This is a genomic window from Luteimicrobium sp. DT211, assembly GCF_049844995.1.
In the GTDB taxonomy this organism is placed as follows: Bacteria; Actinomycetota; Actinomycetes; order Actinomycetales; family Cellulomonadaceae; genus Luteimicrobium.
The window spans coordinates 369160-393371 of record NZ_JBNCMC010000003.1; the positions used below are offsets into that span (position 1 = coordinate 369160).

Below are 24212 nucleotides of genomic sequence, written 5' to 3' on the forward strand. Positions count from 1 at the left end.
AGGAAGGGCTGGCGTCGTTGCCCCCCTGCAGGTGGGGACGAATCCCTGCCTCAGTGGCACGTGCGCCCTCGATAGGGACGGGCTTAGCGAACGTTAGCACCGGCAACGGACGCACGACGCGATCACGAACCGATGCTCGATCGAGCGGCCGGCAGCGTCGTACCGGGCGCGGATTCAGGGGCAGTCCTCACTCAGCTTGACCGACGCAAGCTTCACGACGGTCGAGATCGGCACCTTTTTGCCGGGCGACGGCTTCTGCGTGCACACCTTCCAGTTCGCGTCGAGCAACTGCAGGCGTCCCCAGCCCATGGCGTCCTCCTGATCCATGAGGTACGAGTCGAGCGACTGGAGTTCGTCCTGCGCGTCCTGGAGCACCATCCCCATGACCTTCGGCATGGTGAAGGTCTCCTCTGCCTCGGCCGACTTCTTGGGGGCGGGCTTGGCTGCAGCCGGCTTCTTCGTCGTGGCGGCCTTCGTCGCCGGCGGGTCCGCCGGTGCCGGCGTCTCGACGATGACGACGGTCTTGGTAGGTGCTGGTTCTCCTCCCGAGCAGGCCGTCACGGCGATCGTGAGAACAATAGCTGTCGCCACCGCGGCCACCGATTTGAGCGAACTGTTGCCGACGGCTCGTGAATGGCGCAATGTGATACATCCTCCAAGAACTCCGGACGGTGGCCGCTGAATGCTGCCGTATTCGTCCCCCGCCCGACCTCGAATCGGGCTGGGCCGCATCAACGGCGCTCGGGGGCACAGCCTTCGACTGTGAAGCGGTCAGTTGTCCAGATCGACCTGCTGGACCGGGATGGAGACCGCCGGCACGCACAGCGCCCACACCTTGAGCGTGCTGGTGTACTTGCCGTTGCCGAACACGATCCAGCCGTCGAGGCGGTCAGCCTTCGGCTTGCCGGTGTCCCAGTTCATCCGACCCGGGAAGGACGACGTCACGGCGAAGCTCTCGGCGGTCTCCGTGACTCCGGACTCACTACCCTGCACGCCGCCCGCGATGGCGATGTACTTCTGCGAGTCTGCTTCGTTGTCGGCGCACGCGACCGTGGCGGATCCGCCACCGCCGTTCTTGTAGTTCTCGACGCGGTAGACGGCACCCGTGAGGCCGCTGTCGCCCTTGTCGCCCGTGTCTCCCTTGGTGCCCGGGGTGCCCGGGGTGCCCGGGTCGCCCTTGTCGCCCCGGGCCCCGGCCGCCCCGGTCGCGCCCTTGGCCCCGGTCGCACCGGTCGCGCCCTTGGCTCCGGTCGCGCCGGTCTTGCCGGTCGCGCCGGTGAGCGCCTTCTTGGTGCTGGCGGAGAAGTCGGCGGTCGAGAGCGAGCCGTTCTCGATGTCGTACCCGGTGAGGGAGGAGTTCAGGACGTCCGCGCCGGTGAGCGACGCGTTCGCGATGTCGACCCCATGAATGGAGCCGTTCCTGATGTCCGACCCGGTGAGCGACGAGTCCTTGACGTCGGCGCCGGTGATGGTGCCGTTCTGGATGTCCGCACCCGTCACGTACGAGTGGCTCTTCGCGGTGGCGGTCCCCCCGACACCGAAGGCGATGCCCCCGGCGATGACCGTGGCGGCGAGAACGCTGGCGGCAACCTTGCGAGGAAGCTGCATGGTGACTCCTTGAGATAACGGATATTTCGGTGCGCGCGGGCCGCGCGCAGGCATCACGACATCGACTGGTGTGCTCGCCCGGGAAAGAGTCAGGAGAAGGGAATGCTGGCGCCGTTTGCCCCCCTGCAGGCGGGTCCGTTCCCGCCTCAATGGCACGTACGCCCTGGTTGGAGATCGGGCTGAGCGAGAAGTTAGCACCGTCAACAGACATCCCGTCACGAGCTGCCAGATAACCCCTGCTATCGCCGGCCCGCGCGCGCCCGATCTGCCCGGTGAGTCCGGTTTTTGTGAGGCCTTCATGGGGCCGCACCGCGAGCCCGGCGGGTGAATTCCAGGGGCGTGAGCGTGGTGCGATCCCCAGCGGTGCCGGGCGGCGTTCGCCGCGTGCTACGTTCACGCCCGGCCTACTGGCGGGTCCTCCACGAACGCCCAGGACGGTCCGGCTCTCATCCCTGCTCGCCCCCCGGAGGATCCATGCACCGCCTGACTATCCGCAGTCGCCGTGCAGCCGCGGTCGCCGCGTTCGCGGCCGTCGTCGCCGCTGGCGTCACCGCACCAGCCGCCGCGTCGTTCGCCGCACCGCACGTCGCGTCGTCGGTGACGCTCGCAGCCAGCACGACGGCCAAGCCCCACATCACGTCGAACCCGAAGTCCGTGGTCGTCGCGTCGGGCAAGAAGGCCACGTTCAAGGTCAAGGCCTCCGGCGCCGGCCTGACGTACCGCTGGTACGTCAACACGCACGGCTCGTGGAAGACGATCTCGAAGGCGACCCACGCGTCGCACTCCGTGACCGCGAGGACGTCGCTGAACGGTCACCTGTACCGCGTCGTCGTGAAGAACAGCCACGGGAAGACGACGTCGCACGCGGCGAGGCTCACGGTCGCCGTCACGCCGCGCGTCACGAGCCAGCCGCGCTCGACGGCCGTCGTGACCGGCAAGAAGGCGTCGCTCGCCGTCCATGCGACCGGCAACGCGTTGCACTTCCAGTGGTACGCCGAGGCTCCCGGCAAGTCGTACGCCAAGGTGGCCCACGCGACGAGCGCCCGCTACACGTTCACGACGAGCGCTGCCAAGAACGGCTACCGGTACAAGGTGGCAGTGTCGAACAAGGCGGGCCGCGTCGTGTCGTCGTCGGCCAAGCTCACCGTGATCACGAAGCCGAAGATCACCAAGCAGCCTGTCGAGGGACAGCAGGTCCCGAGCGGAACGAGGGTCACGCTCGCCGTCAAGGCGTCGGGCATCGGGCTCACCTACCAGTGGCAGTACGCGGACGACTCCGCCGACGGCGACGGCAGCTACCGCTCCATCAAGGGCGCCACTCACCCGACCTACTCGTTCAAGGCGAGCACGACGACGCATGACGACTACCGCGTCGTGATCTCGAACAAGGCCGGGAAGGTCGCGAGCGACGACTCGCTCGTCCTAGTCGACTCGAGCGCCAGCGACCCGTACGGCGTCGACGGCTTCGCACTGCTGAACAGCTGGATCGTCGGGCTCGACACTGAGGCTCAGGGTGGCACGACGACTGTGACTGGCGACAACCCGTCGATTGTGAAGACGACGTTCTTCGCCTACCCGGGCACGCACGCCGCTACTGGTGACCTGAGCTTCACGCTCCTCGTGGGCGGCCAGGCATACAAGGGCACTCCAGTCGTCACGAAGTACGAAGGCGGCGACTACGACTTCGCTGCCACCGCGACGGTCCCCGTGTCGGCGGCGACGGCCAAGACCGGCGTCTGGAAGGTGACCGACTCGTCGGGCGCCAAGCCGGTGACGCAGTACTTCAAGCAGCGCTGACCCGTTCCACCGCGCGAGGCCGGCACCCGTCGAGGGTGCCGGCCTCCTGCTGTTCCCGGCGGGTCGCGCGGCAGGATGAAATCGCGGGTGACGTCCTTCGTGAGAGATCGTTACGGGCGATATGCACCGTTCGGCGGTCCGCGCGGCACCGTACGATCAGGCGTCTCGTTCCCGTCCGCGCCTGGCGCCGGACCGCCCCAGGAGTCGTCACCATGCGTTCCCTTCGCTCGCTCGTCGCCACGGTCCTCGTCGGCGGCCTCCTCGTCTCCGGATCCGCGGTCGTCGCGACCGCCGCACAGGCCGCGCCCGTGCACACGGTCGCCGTCGCCGCGAAGGTGACGCCGACCAAGGTCACGATCAAGAAGATCGCCTCGAAGACCGCGCCGTACAAGGGCAAGACGACGATCAAGCCGCGCGTGACGGCGTCGGGCAGGGTCTCGGTGAAGTCGAAGACTCTCACCGTCAAGCACGGCTCCGCGACGGTCGCGAAGAACAAGAAGTCCGTGAAGCTCAAGGCTGGGACGTACCGGGTGACGACGAAGGTCACCTACAAGACGTACACGCTGAAGAAGTCGGGCTCGACGACCGTCAAGGTCTGGTCGGCGACGAAGTCCAAGTCGCTCGCCCAGAAGCTCGTCATCAAGGCGGGCAAGCGCCCCAGCCACACGGCGCCGATCAGCGCGTGGGACTGCCCCAGCTGGGCGCCCATCAAGGGCAACGCCGACAGCGGCATCTACCACCTGCCGGGTGGGCGCTACTACAACGCGACCAAGCCGGAGATCTGCTTCACCACGACGGCCGCCGCGCGCGCGGCGGGTTACCGCGCCTCCAGGAACGGCTGACGACGCCCGACCCACGCACAGCGAGGCCGGCACCCGAGCAGGGTGCCGGCCTCGCGTCGTCGTGCGGGGAGCCGCGACTCAGGAGCCGGAGGTCTCCGTGGAGCCCGAGCCCGCGGCGTCGCCGGTCAGGCTCTTCTCGAAGTCCGGGTTCTTGGCGAGCCAGGCGTTGACGGCGCCCTCGGGGTCGTTCTTGTACTGGTCGTTGTTGCGCATGAGGTTCTCGAGCTCGCCGATCTGGTCGTCGGTGAGCTTGAAGTTCTTCATCCACTTCGCGATGTCGGGGTGGTCCGCCGCGAAGCCCTTCTTCGCGTAGGCGTGGATCTGCTCAGCGCTCCCCATCAGGCCCTTCGGGTCCTCGAGGTCGCGGATCTTGAACTGGGTGTACGCCCAGTGCGGACGCCACAGGGTGACCGCGACGTTCTTGCCGCTGCTCTCGGCGCTCTTGAGGGAGGCGAGCATCGCCGACGTCGACGACGTCTGGAAGGTGAGGTCGTCGAGCCCGTAGCCCGGGATCATGTCGTTCTTCACGACGCCGGTCTCGCCCGCACCGGCCTCGATCCCGACGAGCTTGTTGTCGTAGTCCTTCGCGTACTTCTTGAGGTCGTCGATGGACTTCGCGGGGGAGTCCTCGTTGACGGCGATCGTCAGCTTGGCGTTGTCGTACCAGGTGCCGAGGTCCTCGAGCTTGCTGCCGTACTTCTTCAGGTAGGCGGCGTGCGTCGTGGGGAGCCAGGTGTCGGCGTAGATGTCGTAGCTGCCGCCGGCCAGGCCGGTGAAGATGATCCCGAGGTCCGCGGACTGCGTCTTCACGGTGTAGCCCTGGTCGGTGAGGACCTTCTTGATCACGTACGAGGCGGCCGTGCCCTCGTCCCAGCCCGCGGGCGGCAGCGCGATCGAGATGGTCTTGTCGGACTTGCCGGAGCCCGACGCGTCGTCGTCGGACGAGCAGGCGGCGAGCGTGAGAGCCAGCCCGGAGACGGCGACCGTGGCCACGGCGTAGCGGGTGCGACGTGCGGTGAACATGCGGGGTTTCCTTCCTTCGGCAGGCTGACGCCTACCTGGGTCGGTGGACCGGCCGTGCGGCCGGACGGGGGAATGGGCGGCTGCGCCGTCGGGGGCCGTGAGCCCGCCCGACGGCGCAGCCCGGGTCAGGCGCGGACCTTCGCCAGCGCCCGGGAGACGGGGGCGCGGCCGGCCAGCGCCGAGGTCACGCGGTCGAGGAAGATGGCGAGGATCACGACCGACAGGCCGGCCTCGAAGCCGAGCGCGATGTCGATCTGCTGCAGGGCGGCCACGACGTCGGCCCCGAGGCCGCCGGCGCCGACCATGCCCGCGACGACGACCATCGACAGGGACAGCATGATGACCTGGTTGACGCCGGCCATGATGGTCGGCAGCGCGAGCGGCACCTGGATCTGACGCAGGATGCGGCGGTCGGTCGCGCCGAACGCGCGGCCGGCCTCGACGACCTCCGAGTCGACCTGGCGGATGCCCAGCTCGGTGAAGCGCACCCCGGGGGCCAGCGCGAACAGCACGGTCGCGACGATGCCCGGGACGTCGCCCGTGAGGAAGATGACGACCGTCGGGATGAGGTAGACGAACGCGGGCATGGTCTGGAGGAAGTCCAGGACCGGCCGGACGGCGCGCGACACGTGGTCGTTCCGCGCCGCCCAGATGCCGAGCGGGATCGCGATGACCAGCGCGATCACCGCCGAGACGAGCACGAGGGACAGGCTGTCCATCGCGTTGTCCCACTGGTCGACGCCGGCGATGATCACGAACCCGACCAGCACGGTCAGGCCGAGGCGCCAGGTCTTGGCCCACATGGCCAGGAGCGCCAGCACGAGCGCGACCACCCAGAACGGCGGCGTGGAGAACAGCCAGTCGACGCCGTCGTACGCGCCGTTGATGAGGCTCTTGATGCCGTCGAAGAAGCCCGTGAAGCTCGTGGTCAGCCAGTCGACGAAGCTGTTGACCCAGTCGCCCAGGTCGATGCGGGGGACGATCGTCCCGGTCTCGGGGTTCGTCGCGGTGAGGATGCCGGCGATCATCGGAGCGCTCCTTCCGTCGCGGCGGGCTCGGCGTCGGGGACCACCGTCGGGTCCGGCGTCGTGCCCTGCTCCGGGACCATCGCCCCGAGCAGCGCCTCGCGGTCGATGTGGCCGACGACGTGGCCGGCGCCGTCCTGCACCGTGAGCGGGATCTCGCTCTCGCTCGCGGGCGCGAACAGCTCGGCGAGCGGCGTGTCCTCCCCGACGACGGGGACGCCGTCGGGCGTGGGGATCGCGGCGGTGCCCGGGGCGGCGTCGTCCGGCTCGCCCGTGGGCGTCATGACGGACGCGGCAGTCAGGACGCGCGTGCGGTCGACGTCGGTCACGAACTGCGCGACGTAGTCGTCGGCGGGCTCGGACAGGATCTGCTCGGGCGTCCCGATCTGCACGACGCGGCCGTCGCGCATGACGGCGATCCGGTCGCCCAGGTGCATGGCTTCGTTGAGGTCGTGGGTGATGAAGACGATGGTCTTGCCGAGAGTGCGTTGCAGCTCCAGGAGCTGCTCCTGCATCTCGCGGCGGATCAGCGGGTCGAGCGCGGAGAACGCCTCGTCCATGAGCAGGACGTCGGTGTCGGCCGCGAGCGCGCGGGCCAGGCCCACGCGCTGCCGCATGCCGCCCGACAGCTGCGAGGGCAGCGAGTCGTGCCAGCCGTCGAGGCCGACGAGGTCGAGCGCCTTGGCGGCGCGCTCCTGGCGCTCGGCCTTCGCGACGCCCTGGATCTCGAGCGGGTAGGCCGCGTTCTCCAGCACCGTGCGGTGGGGGAGCAGCGCGAAGTGCTGGAAGACCATCGAGACGCGCGTGCGGCGCAGCTCGCGCAGGCGGGCGGCGCTGACGGCGACGAGGTCCTCGTCGCCGAGGCGCACGTGGCCGGCGGTCGGCGTCCAGAGGCCGTTGACCATGCGGATCAGCGTCGACTTGCCGGACCCCGACAGGCCCATCACGACGAAGATCTCGCCCGGGGCGACGTCGAAGCTGACGTCGATCACCGCCGCGGTGCCGAGGTCCTTGACCTCCTCGCGGCTCGCGCCCTCCTCGAGCCGGCGGACCGCCTTCTGCGGTCGACGGCCGAAGACCTTGTAGACGTTCTCCACCCGGACAGCGGGGGCCTCGCTCCCGGTCACCCGGGACGTGGTCGCAGACATGCGACTCATCACCTCCATCACGACGTGCTCGGCGACGCGGACGCGATCCCTCGGCGAGCGCGCGGCGCGGGAGCGCGGCGCAGGCGGGGACCGGGACCCAGGTGGGCCCGGCGTCGTTCCGACCCTCCACCTTGCCAAAATCCAGGGAAAATCTCTAATGGATCGGGGCAGAACGGCGTCGGCGGGCGTCGATTGGGCCGCCAGGAACCGCGGAATGGTGCGGATGCTGGCCTTGGTCAACGAGTTATCGCATTGTGACCTTGCGTCCGCGGTCAAGATTCGGTATCGCGCGTGTGCGCGCGCACGCGCGTTCCGTTCCTACGCCGGCGGTGACGTTGCACGCGCCGACGGTGACGTTGCACGCGCCGACGGTGACGTCAGCTCGTGCGGAGGAGCGCGAGCCGGCTCGAACGCGCCCGGGCGATGGTCTCGATCATGCGTTGCTCGTTGCCGTAGGCGGCCTTGTCGATCCGCAGGAGCGCCCAGCCGCAGCCCACGACGTCGTCGGCCCGGGCCAGGTCGCTCGCCACCTGTTCCGGCCGCAGGTGATACTCGCCGTCGTACTCGATCCCGAGCCGCAGCTCCCGCCAGCCCATGTCGAGCCGCGCGACGAACCGGGCGCCGTCGAACACCTCGATCTGCGTCTTGAGCCGCGGGAAGCCGAGCGTGACCACCCGGAGGCGGACCTTCGACTCCCGGGGTGACTGTGCGCCGCCGTCCATGAGCAGCAGCGAGTCGTGGACGCGGCTGATCCAGCGCGCGCCGGCGTTGCGGTCGACGATCGCCTGCACCCCGTCGAGGTCGATGCCGCACGGCGGCGGGAGGATGACGTTCGGTCCGGGATGCGGGGGACGGCGGCGGTCGGGTCGGTCGCGCGGGCCAACGCGTCCAGCCGGGGCACGGACCGGAGGACGAGCGGATCGCGCGCGACGTCATAGGCGGTGCGTTCGACCGATGTCACCGGACCGTACGGCGAGGTCACGACGTCGTCGGGGTGCAGCGAACGCGCACGGATGACGAGCCTGTCGCGGCGGCGGATCCGCTCGGTGTGCCTCATCGCGACATGGATCGGGCTGTCGTCCCCCGTGAACCAGTCGACCCCGTGGATCCACAGCGCGGTGTCGCCGCAGAACACGGCGTCGTCGGGCAGGACGCGACGCGCGGCCCCGAGCCTCGCACCGAAGAGGACGGACCTCGTCGGCAGCCCCTCGGCCGCGGGCCGCGGAAGCCGGAGCACGTCCTGGGGAGCGGCGTCGTCGGAAGAAGTGAGAGGAAGGAGCGTTGTCATGCCGCGCATCCTCACGCGCCGGCCCCCGTCCGCGCCGCGGCTGACCTTCTCCTGTGCACGACGACGCCGTCCACAGGTGAGTGCGTCACCGTCGGCGGGTGCAACGTCACCGTCGGCGGCTGCAACGTCACCGTCGGCGAACGAGACGTCACCGTCGGCGTTCCCTACTACTCTGGACGTGATCCGCCGCCCATCGCGGCGACCACCCGCGCGGACGGGAGCCCCCAGCGCACGAGTCCAAGGAGCACGCATGTCCGAGAACGCTTCGTCCGCAGGAAGCACCGGGTTCGACGAGGTCCCCGGCCGCTACAAGGTCCGCAGCCTCGCGCTCGCCGAGGCCGGCCGCCACCAGATCCGCCTCGCCGAGCACGAGATGCCCGGCCTCATGGCCCTCCGCGACGAGTTCGGCCCCAGCCAGCCGCTGGCGGGTGCACGGATCGCCGGCTCGCTGCACATGACGGTCCAGACCGCCGTCCTCATCGAGACTCTCACCGCGCTCGGTGCGGACGTGCGCTGGGCGAGCTGCAACATCTTCTCCACGCAGGACGAGGCCGCCGCGGCGATCGTCGTCGGGCCCGACGGAACCCCCGACGACCCGCAGGGCGTCCCCGTGTTCGCCTGGAAGGGCGAGTCGCTGCCCGAGTACTGGGACTGCACCGAGCAGATCCTCGTCTGGCCCACCGAGGACACGTCCCCCGACGGGCCCCGGGTCATCGGCCCCAACATGATCCTCGACGACGGCGGCGACGCCACGCTCCTGGTCCACGAGGGCGTCGCCTACGAGCGTGCGGGCGCCGTGCCGCCGGACACCCGCCCCGGCGAGCCCGACCACTCGGAGGAGTCGAACGTCGTCCGCGCCGTGCTGCGCCGCGCGCTCGACGCCGACCCGCTGCGCTGGTCGACCATCGCCGAGGGCCTTCTCGGCGTCACCGAGGAGACCACGACGGGCGTCCACCGGCTCTACCAGCTGGCCGAGCAGGGGCAGCTCCTGTTCCCGGCGATCAACGTCAACGACTCGGTCACGAAGTCGAAGTTCGACAACCGCTACGGCATCCGTCACTCGCTGCCCGACGGCATCAACCGCGCCACCGACATCCTGATCGGCGGCAAGGTCGCGTTCGTCGCGGGCTACGGCGACGTCGGCAAGGGCGCGGCGGAGGCGTTCCGCGGCCAGGGCGCGCGTGTCATCGTCTCCGAGATCGACCCGATCTGCGCGCTGCAGGCGGTCATGGACGGCTACCAGGTCGCGAGGCTCGAGGACGTCGTGGGCGAGGCCGACTTCTTCATCACCACGACGGGCAACAAGGACGTCATCCGCACCGAGCACCTGGTCGCGATGAAGGACAAGGCCGTCGTCGGGAACATCGGCCACTTCGACAACGAGATCGACATCGCGGGCCTCGCGCAGGTCGCCGGCGTGGTCCGCACGGAGATCAAGCCGCAGGTCCACGAGTGGACGTTCACCGAGGCCGGACCCGGCGGCGAGGCCGCGGGGCGTTCCGTGATCGTCCTGTCCGAGGGCCGTCTGCTCAACCTCGGCAACGCGACGGGGCACCCGTCGTTCGTCATGAGCAACTCGTTCTCCAACCAGGTGATCGCGCAGCTCGAGCTCTTCGAGGACGCTCGGAACGCCGCCGACGGCGGACGCCAGTACCAGCGCGAGGTCTACCGCCTGCCCAAGATCCTCGACGAGAAGGTGGCCCGCCTCCACCTCGACGCGCTCGGGGTCAGGCTCAGCGAGCTGAGCAAGGACCAGGCCGACTACCTGGGGATCCCCGTCGAGGGCCCGTACAAGGCGGACCACTACCGCTACTGATCCCCTCCCTCGCGACGTAGGGCCTCCGGGAGCAGTACTTCGGCGACGCGGCGCGTTTCATCCCACGTGGATGAGGCGCGCCGCGGTCGTGGTCTGGTTCGCTGGTCGTGTGACGGCCAACGCATCCCTGAGCGACGACGAGCGCGCGGAGCTCCAGTCCCTCCGCGCCGAGGTGACCCGGCTGCGCCAGGAGGCGTCGTCGTCGGGCGGGGCGGGCGGCGGCGCGCCCGACGGCGCCACGTCCGCGGGTCCGCGCCGGCGACGGCAGGGCTGGGTGCGGTGGACGGCCACGGGGGTGCTCGTGGTGCTCGCGGCGCTTCTCGCGATCTCCGCCGTGGGTGCGCGCTACGTGCGCAGCCAGCTCCTCGACACCGACCGCTACGTCGCGACCGTCGCCCCCCTCGCCGACGACCCGGCGGTGCAGAACGCCGTCGCCACCAAGGTCACCGACGCGATCGTCCAGCAGCTCGACCTCGAGACCCTCACGCGCAACGCGCTCACCGCGATCACCGACAACGCGCCGCGCGTGCCCGAGCAGATCGTCGGGCTCGCGCCGGTCCTCGCCAGCCAGGCCAACGGGTTCATCGGCGACCAGGTCACCCGGTTCGTCCGGTCCGACGCGTTCGCCAACCTGTGGGTCCAGGCGAACCGGGCCGCGCACGCGAACGTCGTCGCGGTCCTCACCGGCGGCAGCGGCCGCGCGCTCACCGGCACGGCCGACGGGGCGGTCGTGCTCGACCTCGGTCCCGTCGTGGACACCGTGAAGCAGCGGCTCGTCGCCCGGGGGCTCAGCTTCGCGAGCAACATCCCGCAGGTGACCACGACCATCACCGTGTTCCAGTCGTCCGACCTCGCGAAGGCGCAGCGCTGGACGCGCGCGTTCGACCGCCTCGCCACCTGGCTGCCCTGGATCGCGCTGCTCGTGGCGGCGCTCGCCGTCGGGGTGGCACCCCCCGGCCGGCGCAGGCGGGCCGTCGTGGTCGCGGCGTCCGCGGTGGCCCTCGGGATGATCGTCCTCGGGCTGGGGATCACCATCGGCCGTGCCGTCTACCTCGGGGCCGTGCCCGCGCACGTGCTGCCGCCGAGCGCCGCGGCCGTCGTGTTCGACAGCGTGGTCCAGCCGCTGCGCGGCACGCTCCGGTTCGTGCTCGTCGTCGCGCTGGTGGTCGCGCTCGCGAGCTTCCTCGTCGGGCCCGGCGGCGCCGCCCAAGCGGTCCGCAACGGCTTCATGTGGTTGGTCGGCCGTGCGTCGGGCGGCCGGGCCGGCGACACGGCCCGCGAGCCGCGGCCCTGGGAGGCCTGGATCGCACGCTACGCCGTGCTGCTCACGGTCGCGCTCGTCGTGCTGGGCGGGCTGGTGCTCGTGTTCTGGCACTACCCGACGGGCGCGGTAGCGTTCTGGATCGCGCTGCTCACCGTGGTGCTCGTCGTCGCCGTGCAGGTGCTCGCGGCGCCCGGGCGACACGCCGCAGCGGCGCGGCAGGTGGGGGGGACTACCCCCGCATGAGTCGGCGGTCGGCCCCGTGGGTCGGCAGGCGCGGGACGGCCAGGATGGAGGCATGAGCACGACGACCGCACCCACACCCCCGGCATCGGCCCCGCACGCGCCGGGACCTCAGGGTCCCGCCGCGCCGGCGGCGCACCCCCAGGCCTCGGACCAGGCGGCGGTGTCCGCCGTCCGCCGGCTGCAGCCTGTCGGGTTCTTCACCGGGCCGTTCCGGCGCCGTACCTGGAGCGAGCTGCTGTTCCTCGTCTGCACCCTCGTGACGGGCTCCGTCGGCCTCGCCTACTTCTTCTTCACCATCGGGGCCGGCGTCGGCTTCGGGGTGACGGTCGTCGGTCTCTACGTCGGCGGCGCGCTCGTCGTCGGGGCACGCATGTGGGGCGGGCTCTACCGCGCCCAGGGCCGCGCCCTGCTCGGCGTCGACGTGCCCGCGCCACTGCCGTTCCGCCGCGGACGTGGCTTCTGGGGCGGCATGGGCCGGATGCTCGGCGACACCGCCGGGTGGCGCGCGCTCGCGTTCCTCTTCCTGTCGTTCGTGACGAACCTCGTCGGAGCGGTGTTCTCGCTGATCTTCTTCGGGTACGGGCTCGGCGCCCTGACCTATGGCATCTGGTACCGCTGGCTCCCGCTGCAGCAGGCGACCGACGGCACCTGGCACCGGGGCGCCCAGTACGGTCCCGACTGGTTCGTCGACACGCCCGAGCGCATCTGGGTCCAGGCGGGCGCCGGCGTGCTGCTCCTTCTCCTGTGGCCGCAGGTCCAGCGCGGGTTCGTCCACGTGACGCGGCTGCTCATCGTCAACCTGCTCGGCCCGACGAAGGCCAGCCTCCGGGTGGCCGACCTCGAGCGAGCCCGTGGTCGCACCGTCGAGGACGCCGACGCCCGCCTGCGTCGCATCGAGCGGGAGCTCCACGACGGCACCCAGGCGCGGCTCGTCGCCGTTGCCATGCAGCTCGGCGAGGCCAAGGAGCAGCTCGCCGGGTCGCCGTCCGGTGACGGCCGGGACGCGACGGTGAACGACGCGCTCGGCCTCGTCACGCTCGCCCACGACTCCACCAAGGAGGCGCTGACGGAGCTCCGCGAGATCGCCCGCGGCATCCACCCGCCCGTCCTCGACAACGGGCTCGCGGCCGCCCTCGGCACGCTCGCGGCGCGCTCGCCCGTGCGGACCGTCGTCGACGTCGACCCCGCGGTCGCGGAGCACGATGCGCTCGCCTCGGCCATCGAGGCGCTCGCGTACTACACCGTCGCCGAGCTCGTCACCAACGCCGCCAAGCACGCGCACGCGTCGACGGTGTGGGTGCTCGTCGAGCCCGCGGCCGCCGCCCGCCCGCCGGCCCCCGGCTCGACCGAGCCCACGCGGTTCGTCCGCATCCGGGTCCGGGACGACGGCGTCGGCGGCGCCGCCGTGAACCTCACCGACCCGCGGCCCGGTGAGGGAAGCGGCCTGGCCGGCCTGGTCGAGCGGGTCCGCGCCGTCGACGGCACCCTCGACGTCACCAGCCCCGTCGGCGCCGGGACCCGCGTCGACGTCCTCCTGCCCACCGTCGTCCCCGGGGAGAACTGAACGTGCGCATCCTCATCGCGGAAGACTCCGCGATCCTCCGCGACGGCCTCGTCGCACTGCTGCAGCGGCGGGGCCACGAGGTCGTCGGGGCCGTGCCCGACGCCGACGCGCTCCGCGCCGCCTACGCCGCGCTCGTCGCGGACGGCGGTTCGGGGGCGCCCGACGTCGTCGTCGTCGACATCCGCATGCCCCCGACCTTCACCGACGAGGGCCTGCGCGCCGCGATCGAGCTGCGCACCGCGAACCCCGGCCAGGGCGTCCTCGTGTTCTCGCAGTACGTCGAGACCCAGTTCGCCGCCCGGCTCCTCGCCGACGACGCGCGGGGCCTCGGGTACCTGCTGAAGGACCGCGTCGCCGACGTGGGGGAGTTCCTCGGCGCGCTCGAGCGGATCGCCTCCGGGCAGACCGTGCTGGACCCCGAGGTCGTCAGCCAGCTCATGGGCGCGTCCCGCGGCGACGACGCGCTCGCGCGGCTCACGCCCCGCGAGCGCGAGGTGCTCGAGCTGATGGCGCAGGGGCGGTCGAACGGCGCGATCGCGGAGGGGCTGTTCCTCTCGTACGGCGCGGTCGAGAAGAACGTGACGTCCATCTTCGACAAGCTCGGCCTGCCGCCCGACTCCGCCGACCACCGGCGCGTGCTCGCCGTGCTGCGGTACCTGCGCGGGCAGTAGGTTCGCCGTCGTAGCGCGACTGACCTACACAGTCGGTGGAACCGTCCGGCCGACTCGTTCGGCATAGGGTGCGTAAGGCGCATGTTGCTGCCGGTGGCCTCGGTGCGGCGGGGTGCTGTGTAGGTCAGTCGCGCTACGCCAGGTCGACCCCCCCCGTCCGGGGGTGCGTCGATGCGGGCGGATGGCCGTGCCTTCGCCTTCGCCGTCGGTAGGGGAGCGGGGCTCGGGGACCAGTGACGCTCCGCGGCGCCGCTGCTCGGTGTGCGGGGCCGGGCGCTGACGTGACAGGTGGCGAAGCCCACCCACAGGCCGACGTCGACGACCGTTGTGCACAGCCCGCTGCCCGGCGCTGGTCTGGGCCGCGTTGATGTGGGATCCCTGGTGCATGCCGCGCCGCCGACCGACAGGATCCGAGCTTCGCGTCTCGCCCGTGTACCGCCGCCTGCTGTCCGCCGGTGGGACCGCTCGATACGGCGAGCTCGTGCGCACGGGCGCCGACCAGGCGCCGCTCAAGAACCTCCTCGCCGAAGGCATGCTGGTCCGCGCCGGCTTCGGTGTGTACGTGCTGCCGACCGCCCATCCGGACCTGATCGTCGCTGCCCGGTTCGACGCGCACGTCGACTGCGTCAGCGCGCTGCCGCTGCAAGACGTCGCGACGCTCCACCGTCCGGCAGTGACGCACCTGCACCTCCCACGGGACCACGGCGGAAACAGGTGGCCGGCGCGCGAGCTGAGAAGGGTCCGGCTGCACCGTTCGGACGACGAGCCGGGCTTCGCGCTCGTCGACGGCCGGGTGCGGTCGGTCGAGCGGGCACTCGCGCGCGCCTTGACGTGCGTCCCCCGGGACGAGGCGGTGGTCGCCCTGGACAGCGCGCTGTGGAAGGGGTTCGCCACGGTCGAAGGGGTGTCCCGGCATCTGCCGCGCAACGCGCCGGCTCGCGTCTGGTCCGCGTTGGCGCTCGCCGACCCCGGCGGGAAGTCGGTCATCGAGACGTTGGCGCGGCTCGCCCTGGTCGACGCGGGATTCACCGTTCGCACCCAGGCGAGGTTCGAGGACGTGGGGGACGTCGACCTCCTCGTCGAGGGCCTCGTCGTGGTGGAGTGCGACGGCTACGAGTACCACAAGGACAGGGTCACGTTCCGGAACGACCGGCGGCGCGACCGCATCCTGCACGCGGGTGGACTCGTGGTGCTGCGGTTCACCTATGAGGACATCGTCGACGATCCGACCTGCGTGGTCCGTGCGGTGCGCGCCGCACTCGCGACCCGGCCTCCGGGGTTTCGGGTGGTTCAGCCCATCAGGTAGCGCGACTGACCTACACAGCTCCATGTCGACCCGAGAACATTTCGCTGTTAAGGGGCGAATCGGTTGTCGCGTGTGGTGGTGCGAGGTTGTCGTGACCCGGCTGTGGAGGTAGGTCGCGCTATGTGCCGGGAGCCGGTGCGCGCGGGCCGGGCGGCGGCTGTGGGTCTCCTGGCGATCGGTTCCGACGGCGTGTCCGAGCTTGCGTCGAGGGGCGGGATCTTCGTACGGTCGTTGATCACGAAACGATAACGACGGGAACGAAGCACGCAGAACCGACGCCGACGAGGCGGCCGCAGAGCCGCCCCGAAGGGAGGCGCATGACAGCGCCCGCCGCACGTCCACTCACCACCCCGACCGCACCGGGCGCCGAGCCGAACTCGGCCGCCGCGTCGAGCGCGCCGCCGTCGGCGGCACGGTCCGCTCGGCCGGGGACCGCGGCAGCGCCGCCCGCCCCGGCGCCCGTCCTGAGGCTGCCGCCGCTCCGCCTCCCGGGCGCACGCCCCGCGCCTACGCGCGAGCGGTTCGCCCTCGTCGACGGGCTTCGCCTGCTCGCCGCGCTGGGCGTGGTGCTCTACCACTTCACGGCGCGCACCAACCCGGCCTGGCACGCCGACGTCGCCGACCTCTTCCCGAACCTGGGCGGCGTGACGGTCTACGGTGCGCTGGGCGTGGAGCTGTTCTTCCTGATCAGCGGGTTCGTGATCCTCATGAGCGCGTGGGGTCGGACGGTGCCGGCGTTCGTGGCGTCGCGGGTCGGGCGCCTGTACCCGGCGTACTGGCTCGGGGTGCTGTCGACGGGCTTCCTGCTGCTGGTGGTCTGGCCGCGCAAGGACCTCGGCGTCCACGACGTCGCGGTCAACCTCACCATGGCGCAGGCGGCGTTCGGGGTGAACGACGTCGACGGCGTCTACTGGACGCTCTGGACGGAGCTGCGGTTCTACCTCCTGGTCGGGCTGCTCATGATCTGGGGGTTCACGCCCCGGCGGGTGACCTGGCTGTGCGCCGTCTGGCCGCCGGTCGCGTGGTTCCTCGCTACGCGGCTCCCCGTGGACTGGTCGTCGTGGCCGGGCGGGATCAACTGGCCGGCCGCGCTGCTCGTTGACCAGTACGCGGGACTGTTCGCCGCGGGGATGATGATCTTCCTCGTCGCCCGGCACGGCGTGACGCCCGCCCGGCTCGCGGTGCTCGCGTCGAACGCCGGCCTCGTGGTGTGGCTGCTGGCGCCGCGGCTCCAGGGCCGGTTCGCGGGCACGACGGAGCACGCGGTGTCGACGGACGTCATCCGCGTCGGCCTGCTGGTCGCGACGGCGCTGCTGCTCGCCGCGACGTGGTCGCCGCTCCGGCGGGTGCGCTGGTCGGGGCTCGTCCTCGCCGGGGCGCTCACCTACCCGGTGTACCTGCTGCACGAGTGGTGGGGCTGGTGGCTGATCCACCTGTTCCCTGCCGGAGTCCCCGCCTACCTCACGCTCGCGACGGTCCTGCTCGTGGTCCTCGGCGTGGCGGCGCTCGTGCACCACGGGCTGGAGAAGCGCGCGGGACCGGCGCTGCGGCGGGGCGTGACGCGGGCGCTCGAGCGGACGACGGGGGCGCTGGGGCGGGTCGTCCCCCGCTTCCGCGCGGCCTGATCTACCGACGGAGCCAGCACCCGGGGGACAGCCCCCCGTCCGGTGCTCGTGCCCGCCCGCGACGCGGTCGGAGGAGCGCGCCATACCGCGCTGACCTGCGATTTCGGAGAGTGGAGACGTCCCCGAGGAACCGTCTCAGGAGCGTCTCATGGCGATCGTCGCCCCACCGTCCCCACCCCGCCCGGCCGCGTCCCCGCCGCGGGCCACGGGCCGGCCCACGGCCCAGCCCGACCCGTCGAACGAGCTCGTCGCCCCGCCGTCCGCGCCTCTCAACCCGGCCCGCGGTCGCCCCGGCGCCCGGCCCGACGCCGTCCGCCCTGCCCGTCGGCCCCGCGATCTGTTCGTCGACGTCGTGCGCGCCCTCGGGACGCTCGGCGTGATCACGCTGCACTGGTCGATGGTCGACGCCTCGATCAGCGGCGGTTCCCTGCACGTGGGCAACGCGCTCGGCTCGGGGCCGGGCTGGCTCATGACGTGGCTGATGCCCCTGCCGCTGCTGTTCTTCGCGGCCGGCGCGGCCGCGGGCCACGAACGGCGTGCCACGACACGCGGACCGTGGTCGCTCACGGTGCACCGCATCCGGCGCCTTGTCCGGCCGGTGGGCGTCCTGCTCGCGGTCTGGGCCGGCGCGGCCGCGGTGCTGCTCGCGCTCGGCGTGCCGGAGGGCGTCGTCATCCCGGTCCTGCACAAGGTGCCGCAGCCCCTGTGGTTCCTGGGCGTCTACCTCGCGCTGACGGCGGCGACGTCGCTCGTCGTCAGGGCGGTCCGCCGCCTGGGCGAACGGCTCCCGGCGGCGGTTGGGCTCGCGATGGTGGCCGTCGTCGCGGTGGACTACGTGCGGATCGGCGCCGGGCACCCCGGGGCCGGCTGGCTGAACCTCGCCCTCGTGTGGCTGATCCCGTTCGCGCTCGGTGTCGCCTACGCCGAGGGCACCCTGACCCGTCGCCCCGCGGCGCTCGCGGCCGGGGCGCTCGGCGGGATCACGGCGGCCGTGGCGCTCATCGTCGCCGGCCCGTACCCCATCAGCCTCGTCGGGATGCCGGGGGACGCGTTCTCCAACCTCGCCCCGCCGACGGCGCCCGTCGCCGCCTTCGCCGTCGCGCAGGTGTGCCTCGCGCTGCTGGCGCGCGACGCGCTGACCCGCTGGGCGACGACGGGCCGCGGGACGCGGCTCGTCGCCTGGGTGAGCGCGCGCTCGATGACCCTCTACCTGTGGCACCTGACCGCGATGTTCACCGTGGCGGGCGTCGTGATGCTCGGGATGCACGAGCACCTGCCGGTGCCGTGGTCCGCGGACTGGTGGTCGACGCGGCTCACGTGGTTCGCCGCGATGGCTGCCGCGCTGGGCGGGCTGGTGGCCGTGTTCGGGCGGGTCGAGCGGCGGAGGTGAGCGCCGTCGTCGGGCTAGCTCGCGGTGAAGGACGACACCCATGCGGCCGGGAAGCCGAACTTCCCCCGCAGGGTGTCGGCCTTGCCGGTGACGCTGGCCTTCTTGCCGGCCGTCGAGGTCGCGGTGAGGGTCTTCATCTGCCCGCTCGAGTACTTCGCGGACACGCTGATCGACTTCACGTCAGGCAGCCCGAAGACCTTCTTCGCGGTCGCCTGCGAGACTGTGCGGGTCCACGACCGGTACGAGTTGCCGGGGGCGGTGAGGCTCCAGGAGTCGGCGACCGACTGCTCGTACGGCACCTTGGCGGACCAGACGTCCTGCGAGTTCGCCGTGCGGCCGCCCGACGACGAGTAGTAGTGCGTCGCGACGACCTTGCCCCCGTAGGTGAGCGCCTTGGCCTTGGTGGTCGACGTGAGGGTGGCCTTCACCGCGGCGACCCAGAGCTTGCCGTAGTAGCCGTTCGTGCCCTCGTTCTGCTTCTTCCAGCCGGTGAAGTTCTGGTCGCGGACGTCGTCGACGACGTTGCACCGGCACTTCGCGTTCGTGCTACCGAGCTTGGTGAGCGCGTAGCTGCGCGCGACGATCGCCTGCGCCGCCAGCGCGTGTACGCCCTTGCCCGCTCCCCACGACGACGGCATCTCGGCGATCCCGTACAGGTACTCGGTGTTGAGCCGCAGGTCGTTGACGACGTTCGGGTGGCCCCCGATGTTCGAGATCGTCAGCCGGCCGTTCCGGTAGCTGCCCTGCGCGCCCTTGACGGTCGCGACGGCCTTGGTGGAGGTTGACTTGTAGTACGTCGTCCCGGACCAGTGGATCCGGAGCGTCGAGTCCGTGTACTTCTTGGTGACGGTCTTGGTGCCGCTCTTGACCGGGAACGACGCCGTGACCTTGGTGCCGCTGACCCCGATGGTGACGGTGATCGGCGCCTTGCCCTCGTAGAGCGTCGTGTTCTTCGACGAGCGCAGCCGCCAGGTCCCGGCGTCGACGTGCACGCTCGTGGACGTCGCGGTGTCCGAGTACTTCCCCGCCGCGTAGCCGTACGGCTCCGGTCCCCAGACCTGGACGGCGATGTTCTGCGGGGTCGTGACGGTCTTCGGCGTCGTGTCCTTGTAGTACGTCTTGAGGATCGTCGTCGAGGAGTGGCCCTTGAGCCCCAGCTGGTAGGCGCCGTACTGGGGCATCCCGACCCCGTGGCCGAAGCCGGACCCCTTCGCGGTGAACGACGACGGCGCGGCCGTGGTGATCGTCAGGGTCTTGGTCGCGGAGTAGACGCCCGACGACGTCTTCGCGCGGAACACCGCGGTCGCCTTGGGCTTGACGCTGATGGTGCCCGTGCCGGCGGTCGACGTCTTCACCGTGCCGAGCGCGTACCAGACGCCGCTCACCCGCTGCTGCACCGCGACCGTGCCGGCGTGCGCCTTGCCTCCGACCTTCCACGTGACCGTGAGCTTGGTCGACACGCCCGGGCGAGCGCTCGACGGCCCGGTCAGCGTGACGGTCGTCGTCGCTGCCTGCGCCGGTGCCGCGAGGCCCGCGAGGCCGACGCTCAGCCCGGCGGCGAGCGCTACCGAGAGCCCCGTCGCGACCGCGACGCTGCGGATCCGTCCCAGTGTCCCCATGCGTCCACCGTGACACGGGGCCAGAGGTCCGTCACCCCGAGCGACGTTCCCGCAGGTCAGGCTCGCGGCCGAAGACGGGACCTCACTTCTTCGGCGTGAACGACGCGACCCATGCGGCCGGGAGGCCGAGGGTGGTCCGCCACCACTCCGGGCTGGCCGACACGTAGGCGGTCTTGCCGGCCGCCGAGGTGCCCTTGAGCTCCTTGACCTGGCCGCTCGAGTACTTCTGCGAGACCGACACGGACTTGACGTCGGCGAGCGGCACGCTCGCGTAGGAGAAGATCTTCTTCGCCTGCGCCTGCGTGATCGACCGCGTCCAGGACGCGTACGAGTTGCCGGGGGCAGACTTCGCGGGATCGCTGACCGACACGAGGTACGGCATCTGGACTGTCGTCGCGCTCTGCCACACGTCCTTGTTGTTGGCGGTACGTCCGCCCGACGCCGCGAAGTACGGCGTCTGGATGGGCTTCCCGCCGGCGGTGACGGCTTCGGCGCTCGTGGCGCTGGTCGTCGTGGCCTTCACGGCGGTCACCCAGAGGTTGCCGTAGACGGCGTCGGTGCCCTCGCTCTGCTTCTTCCAGCCGGTGTAGTTCTGGTCGCGGACGTCGTCGACGACGTTGCAGCCGCACTTGGCGTTGGTCGACCCGAGCTTGCTGAGCGCGTAGGTTCGCGCGATGACGGCTTGGGCCTCGAGGGCCGCCCTCCCCTTGCCGGAACCGCCCAGGCCCCACGACGACGGCATCTCCGCGATGCCGTACAGGTACTCGGTGTTGAGGAGCACGTCGTTGACGATGTTGGGGTGAGCGCCGATGGCGGTCACGTCGAACCAGCCGTTGCGATACAAACCCTGGCTGCCCTTGACCGAGGCGCTGCCGGAGTCCCAGAGCACCTGGTAGGCGGCCGTGGACGAGGAGGCGGTGACCGTGCGCGTCGGCATCGACCCGTTGAGCAGGGCGAAGCTGAGCCGACCGTTGCTCACGCTGACGCGCAGGTCCTGCGCCGAGGTGCCAGCGAGCACGGTTGTCAGGGCGTCACCCGAGCCGCCGCCGGTGACGCGCCACGGGCCGCCGAAGCTGACTGTCGTCGTCGTGTCGGTGTCGGAGTACTTCCCGGCCGCGTAGGAGTACGGCTCAGGCCCCCAGACCTGGACCTTGATGCGGTCCGGGGTCGTGACGTTCCCGACGGTGGTGCCGGTGTAGTAGTGCCGAAGGATCGACTGGGCCGTGGTGAGCGTGTTGGTACCGGTGCTCGTCAGCGCCATCTCGTACGCCCCGTACTGCGACAGCCCCACCCCGTGGCCGGAGCCGGAGCCGCTGACGGTGAACGACGACGGCGGCTTCACGGTGACGGTGTGCGACGCGCTGGTGACGATGCTGGGCTTGCGGAACCGGTACGTCGTCGTCGCGGTCGGCTTCACGGCGACGCTGCCGCGGCCCTTGGTGGTCCTGACGTTCTGGACCTTGACCCAGTGGGAGCCGCTCCGGCGTTCGAGCACGACGGCGCTCGTGAGGCCGACCCCGTGGTGCGTGAAGGAGACAGCGAACGTCTTGCTCGTGCCGGACATGATGGTCGACCCGGCCGTGCTCGTGAGCGCGTACGCCTTCTTGACGGTGAGCTTCTTGGCCGACGAGGACTTCTTCGTGGACGTGAGCACCCGGTACGTCGTCGTCGACGCAGGCTTGACCGAGAACTTCGCGACGCCCTTGGTGCTGGTGGTCTTGGCCGCGACCTTCTTCCAGGTGGACCCCGACTTCCGTTGGAGAGTGACGGTGCCCTTGTGCCCGTGGGTGCCGACCTTCCAGGTCGCGGTGAAGACGGTCGTCCGGTCGCTCCACGCGGTGCTGTGCCCGGTGAGGGTCACGTGCGTCGTCGCCGCCTGCGCGGGGGCGGCGAACCCCACGGCCCCGACGACGACGGCCAGCGCGGTGAGGACGGACGCGAGGGTCCCGAGCAGCTTTGCGCGGGCGCCGTGGGTGAGAGTCACGGGCACACTCTGCCACGCCGGGGTGACGATGCCGAAGAGCCGTGGTGCAGGCTGTGTGTGGGCGGATTCGTCCACAGGTGGGCGGGGCTCAGCGGCGAGGGTCCGGCACCCCGAACGGCAGCCGCGCGACCCGCTCGGCGACCTCGCGGTGGGCGCCGGTGGTGCGGAGCGCGGCGACGTGCTCGCGCTCGCGCCGCTCGGTCAGGACGGCGGCCAGGAACAGCTCGGGCGGCGTGCCCCACGGGGGCCCGGGCGCGACGAAGCGCTCGACCCGCGCGGCCAGGTCGGTGCCGACCCGAGCCCGGCTCGCCGGGGCCATGCGGGCCGCGCGGCCCAGGAACTGCCGGGCGGCGAGGGCCAGGCCGTCGGGCAGCCGGGCGACGTCGGCGGTGCGGACCCAGGCCACGAGCTGCGGCGGGACGGCCGGCAACGGCGCGAGCCCGGGGCCGCCGCGGACGCGGAGCACGTACGTGCCGGCGAGGTAGTCGCCTGCGCGCTTGCCCTTCGCGTTGCACAGGCTGACGATCAGCGCGATCGAGCCCAGCGTCAGCCAGATCTCCACGACCCCCACGAGCGCCCGGACGAACACCTGCCGGAACCGCACGGGGCCGCCGTCGTCGCGGACGACGCGCGTCCCGACGGCGAGCTTGCCGAGCGAGCGCCCGCGGCTCAGGGTCTCGACCGCCGTGGGGACGCCGACGAGCAGCAGCGCCAGCAGGACGATGGCCAGCGCCGGCGCGGTCGCGTCGGTGGCGAGCGCGCCGAGGGCGATCAGGCCGGCGATCGCCAGCACGCCGAGCACCGCGAGGTCGAGCAGGCCCGCGAGCATGCGCGACGCGAACGACGCCGGCCGCGTCTCGAGCACGACGGCCTCGCCGATGAGCACGCCGTCCGCGGGAGCCTCCACCCGTCGGAGCGTACCGGTCCGGGCGGCCGAGGATGTGGGAGGGTGGCGCCGTGGACCTGGACGCCCTGACCGCCGCACGCGCGGACCAGTGGGCGCGCCTCGACGAGCTGGCCCGGCGTCGCCGGCTCGACGGCGCCGAGGCCGACGAGCTGGCACGCCTGTACCAGTCGGTCGCGACGGACCTGTCGACGATCCGCTCGACGGCGCCCGACCCCACCGCGGTCGCGAACCTCTCGGGGTCGCTCGCGCGGGCGCGCGCGCGGCTGGCCGGGGCCCACGAGCCCGCGTGGTCCGACGTCGCACGGTTCGCCGTCGTGACCGCGCCGGCCGCGCTCTACCGGATCCGCTGGTGGATCGTCGGGGTGGCCGCGGCGTCGATCGTCGTGGCCGTCGTCGTCGGCTGGTGGGTCGCGACGGACGACGGCGCGCTCGCCGCGCTCGGCCCGAAGTCGGCGCGCGACAAGTACGCCCTGCACGACTTCAGCGACTACTACGCGCCCAGCAGCACGTTCGCGAGCGTCGTCTGGACCAACAACGCGTGGCTGTCGGCGCTGTGCGTCGCGCTCGGCATCACCGGCATCGGCCCGGCGTGGGTGCTCTTCACGAACGCCGTGAACGTCGGCTCGGTGGCTGGGCTCATGGCCACGTACGGCCGCCTCGACGACTTCTTCGCGTCGATCCTGCCGCACGGGATGCTCGAGCTGACGGCCCTGTTCACCGCCGGAGCCGCGGGGCTGCGGATCTTCTGGACGCTCGTCGATCCCGGCCCGCGTCCCCGGTCGCGCGCGCTCGCCGAGGAGGGGCGCTCGCTGCTCACCGTCGCGATCACGCTCGTCGTGGCGCTCGCAGTGTCGGGGCTGATCGAGGGTTTCGTGACCGGCTCCGGCCTGCCGACGTGGGTCAAGCTCGGGATCGGCGCCGTCGCGCTCGCCGCGTTCTGGGCCTACGTGCTCGTGCTGGGCGGACGCGCCGCGCGGGCCGGAGAGACCGGCGACGTCGACGTCGAGCGGGGCGGCGACGTGCGGCCCGTCGCCGCCTGAGGCGGACGCGCCGGACTCACGGCCGGCCGCCGGCCCGACGCCGTCCTCGGCC

General features: G+C 71.5%; 19 protein-coding genes. 10 read left to right on the plus strand and 9 right to left on the minus strand.

Annotated features, from left to right (window positions below):
* Window positions 1-174: 174 nt before the first annotated feature.
* Both ACLQ14_RS09420 and ACLQ14_RS09425 read right to left on the minus strand, forming a co-directional pair.
* The gene (locus ACLQ14_RS09420) at window positions 175-600 is read right to left on the minus strand and encodes a hypothetical protein (RefSeq protein WP_425812253.1); all 426 of its coding nucleotides are present in this window, start codon (window positions 598-600) and stop codon (window positions 175-177) included.
* A 171-nt stretch (window positions 601-771) separates the two neighbouring features.
* Window positions 772-1608, minus strand: a complete 837-nt coding sequence (locus ACLQ14_RS09425) for a pentapeptide repeat-containing protein (protein WP_425812255.1) — start codon at window positions 1606-1608, stop codon at window positions 772-774.
* Between the two features lie 474 nt (window positions 1609-2082).
* On the opposite strand from ACLQ14_RS09425, the gene ACLQ14_RS09430 reads away from it, so the two are divergent.
* Together ACLQ14_RS09430 and ACLQ14_RS09435 are read left to right on the plus strand one after the other, a co-directional pair.
* The gene (locus ACLQ14_RS09430; protein WP_425812257.1) at window positions 2083-3405 is read left to right on the plus strand and encodes a hypothetical protein; all 1323 of its coding nucleotides are present in this window, start codon (window positions 2083-2085) and stop codon (window positions 3403-3405) included.
* 212 nt (window positions 3406-3617) lie between these two features.
* Window positions 3618-4247 (plus strand): hypothetical protein, encoded by a 630-nt coding sequence (locus tag ACLQ14_RS09435; RefSeq protein WP_425812259.1) that lies wholly within the window; start codon window positions 3618-3620, stop codon window positions 4245-4247.
* A gap of 78 nt (window positions 4248-4325) precedes the next feature.
* On the opposite strand, the gene ACLQ14_RS09440 is transcribed toward ACLQ14_RS09435, so the two are convergent.
* The 4 genes from ACLQ14_RS09440 to ACLQ14_RS09455 all read right to left on the minus strand — a co-directional run bounded on the left by ACLQ14_RS09440 (window position 4326) and on the right by ACLQ14_RS09455 (window position 8234).
* Window positions 4326-5270, minus strand: coding sequence for a glycine betaine ABC transporter substrate-binding protein (locus ACLQ14_RS09440; protein WP_425812261.1), 945 nt, complete (start codon window positions 5268-5270; stop codon window positions 4326-4328).
* 125 nt (window positions 5271-5395) lie between these two features.
* Window positions 5396-6298, minus strand: coding sequence for an ABC transporter permease (locus ACLQ14_RS09445; protein WP_425812263.1), 903 nt, complete (start codon window positions 6296-6298; stop codon window positions 5396-5398).
* Window positions 6295-7452, minus strand: a complete 1158-nt coding sequence (locus tag ACLQ14_RS09450) for a quaternary amine ABC transporter ATP-binding protein (RefSeq protein WP_425812265.1) — start codon at window positions 7450-7452, stop codon at window positions 6295-6297. Before ACLQ14_RS09450 ends, ACLQ14_RS09445 begins: the two co-directional genes overlap by 4 nt.
* Before the next feature lie 368 nt (window positions 7453-7820).
* Entirely contained in the window at window positions 7821-8234 is a 414-nt protein-coding gene (locus ACLQ14_RS09455) for a hypothetical protein (RefSeq protein ID WP_425812267.1), read from the minus strand.
* Between the two features lie 747 nt (window positions 8235-8981).
* Here ACLQ14_RS09455 and ahcY point away from each other — a divergent pair.
* The 7 genes from ahcY (at window position 8982) to ACLQ14_RS09490 (ending at window position 18610) form a co-directional block, all read left to right on the plus strand.
* Window positions 8982-10547, plus strand: coding sequence for an adenosylhomocysteinase (gene ahcY, locus ACLQ14_RS09460; RefSeq protein ID WP_425812269.1), 1566 nt, complete (start codon window positions 8982-8984; stop codon window positions 10545-10547).
* A gap of 109 nt (window positions 10548-10656) precedes the next feature.
* Window positions 10657-12054, plus strand: a complete 1398-nt coding sequence (locus tag ACLQ14_RS09465) for a hypothetical protein (RefSeq protein WP_425812271.1) — start codon at window positions 10657-10659, stop codon at window positions 12052-12054.
* Window positions 12055-12106: 52 nt separating this feature from the next.
* Window positions 12107-13618 carry a sensor histidine kinase gene (locus ACLQ14_RS09470; RefSeq protein WP_425812273.1) on the plus strand — a complete coding sequence of 504 codons (1512 nt, stop codon included), beginning with the start codon at window positions 12107-12109 and terminating at the stop codon, window positions 13616-13618.
* Between the two features lie 2 nt (window positions 13619-13620).
* On the plus strand, window positions 13621-14289 hold the full coding sequence (locus tag ACLQ14_RS09475) for a LuxR C-terminal-related transcriptional regulator (protein ID WP_425812275.1): 669 nt from the start codon (window positions 13621-13623) through the stop codon (window positions 14287-14289).
* A gap of 430 nt (window positions 14290-14719) precedes the next feature.
* On the plus strand, window positions 14720-15595 hold the full coding sequence (locus tag ACLQ14_RS09480) for an endonuclease domain-containing protein (protein WP_425812277.1): 876 nt from the start codon (window positions 14720-14722) through the stop codon (window positions 15593-15595).
* Between the two features lie 317 nt (window positions 15596-15912).
* Window positions 15913-17220 (plus strand): acyltransferase family protein, encoded by a 1308-nt coding sequence (locus ACLQ14_RS09485; RefSeq protein ID WP_425812279.1) that lies wholly within the window; start codon window positions 15913-15915, stop codon window positions 17218-17220.
* A gap of 148 nt (window positions 17221-17368) precedes the next feature.
* The gene (locus ACLQ14_RS09490) at window positions 17369-18610 is read left to right on the plus strand and encodes an acyltransferase family protein (RefSeq protein WP_425812281.1); all 1242 of its coding nucleotides are present in this window, start codon (window positions 17369-17371) and stop codon (window positions 18608-18610) included.
* A gap of 14 nt (window positions 18611-18624) precedes the next feature.
* Here the strand turns inward: ACLQ14_RS09490 and ACLQ14_RS09495 are convergent, their stop codons facing one another.
* From ACLQ14_RS09495 to ACLQ14_RS09505, 3 genes are all read right to left on the minus strand, one after another.
* Window positions 18625-20229 (minus strand): SpoIID/LytB domain-containing protein, encoded by a 1605-nt coding sequence (locus tag ACLQ14_RS09495; protein ID WP_425812283.1) that lies wholly within the window; start codon window positions 20227-20229, stop codon window positions 18625-18627.
* An 82-nt stretch (window positions 20230-20311) separates the two neighbouring features.
* Window positions 20312-22213 (minus strand): SpoIID/LytB domain-containing protein, encoded by a 1902-nt coding sequence (locus ACLQ14_RS09500; RefSeq protein WP_425812285.1) that lies wholly within the window; start codon window positions 22211-22213, stop codon window positions 20312-20314.
* Window positions 22214-22301: 88 nt separating this feature from the next.
* Window positions 22302-23120 carry an RDD family protein gene (locus tag ACLQ14_RS09505; protein ID WP_425812287.1) on the minus strand — a complete coding sequence of 273 codons (819 nt, stop codon included), beginning with the start codon at window positions 23118-23120 and terminating at the stop codon, window positions 22302-22304.
* 50 nt (window positions 23121-23170) lie between these two features.
* On the opposite strand from ACLQ14_RS09505, the gene ACLQ14_RS09510 reads away from it, so the two are divergent.
* Window positions 23171-24160 carry a stage II sporulation protein M gene (locus ACLQ14_RS09510; RefSeq protein ID WP_425812289.1) on the plus strand — a complete coding sequence of 330 codons (990 nt, stop codon included), beginning with the start codon at window positions 23171-23173 and terminating at the stop codon, window positions 24158-24160.
* Window positions 24161-24212: the final 52 nt, after the last annotated feature.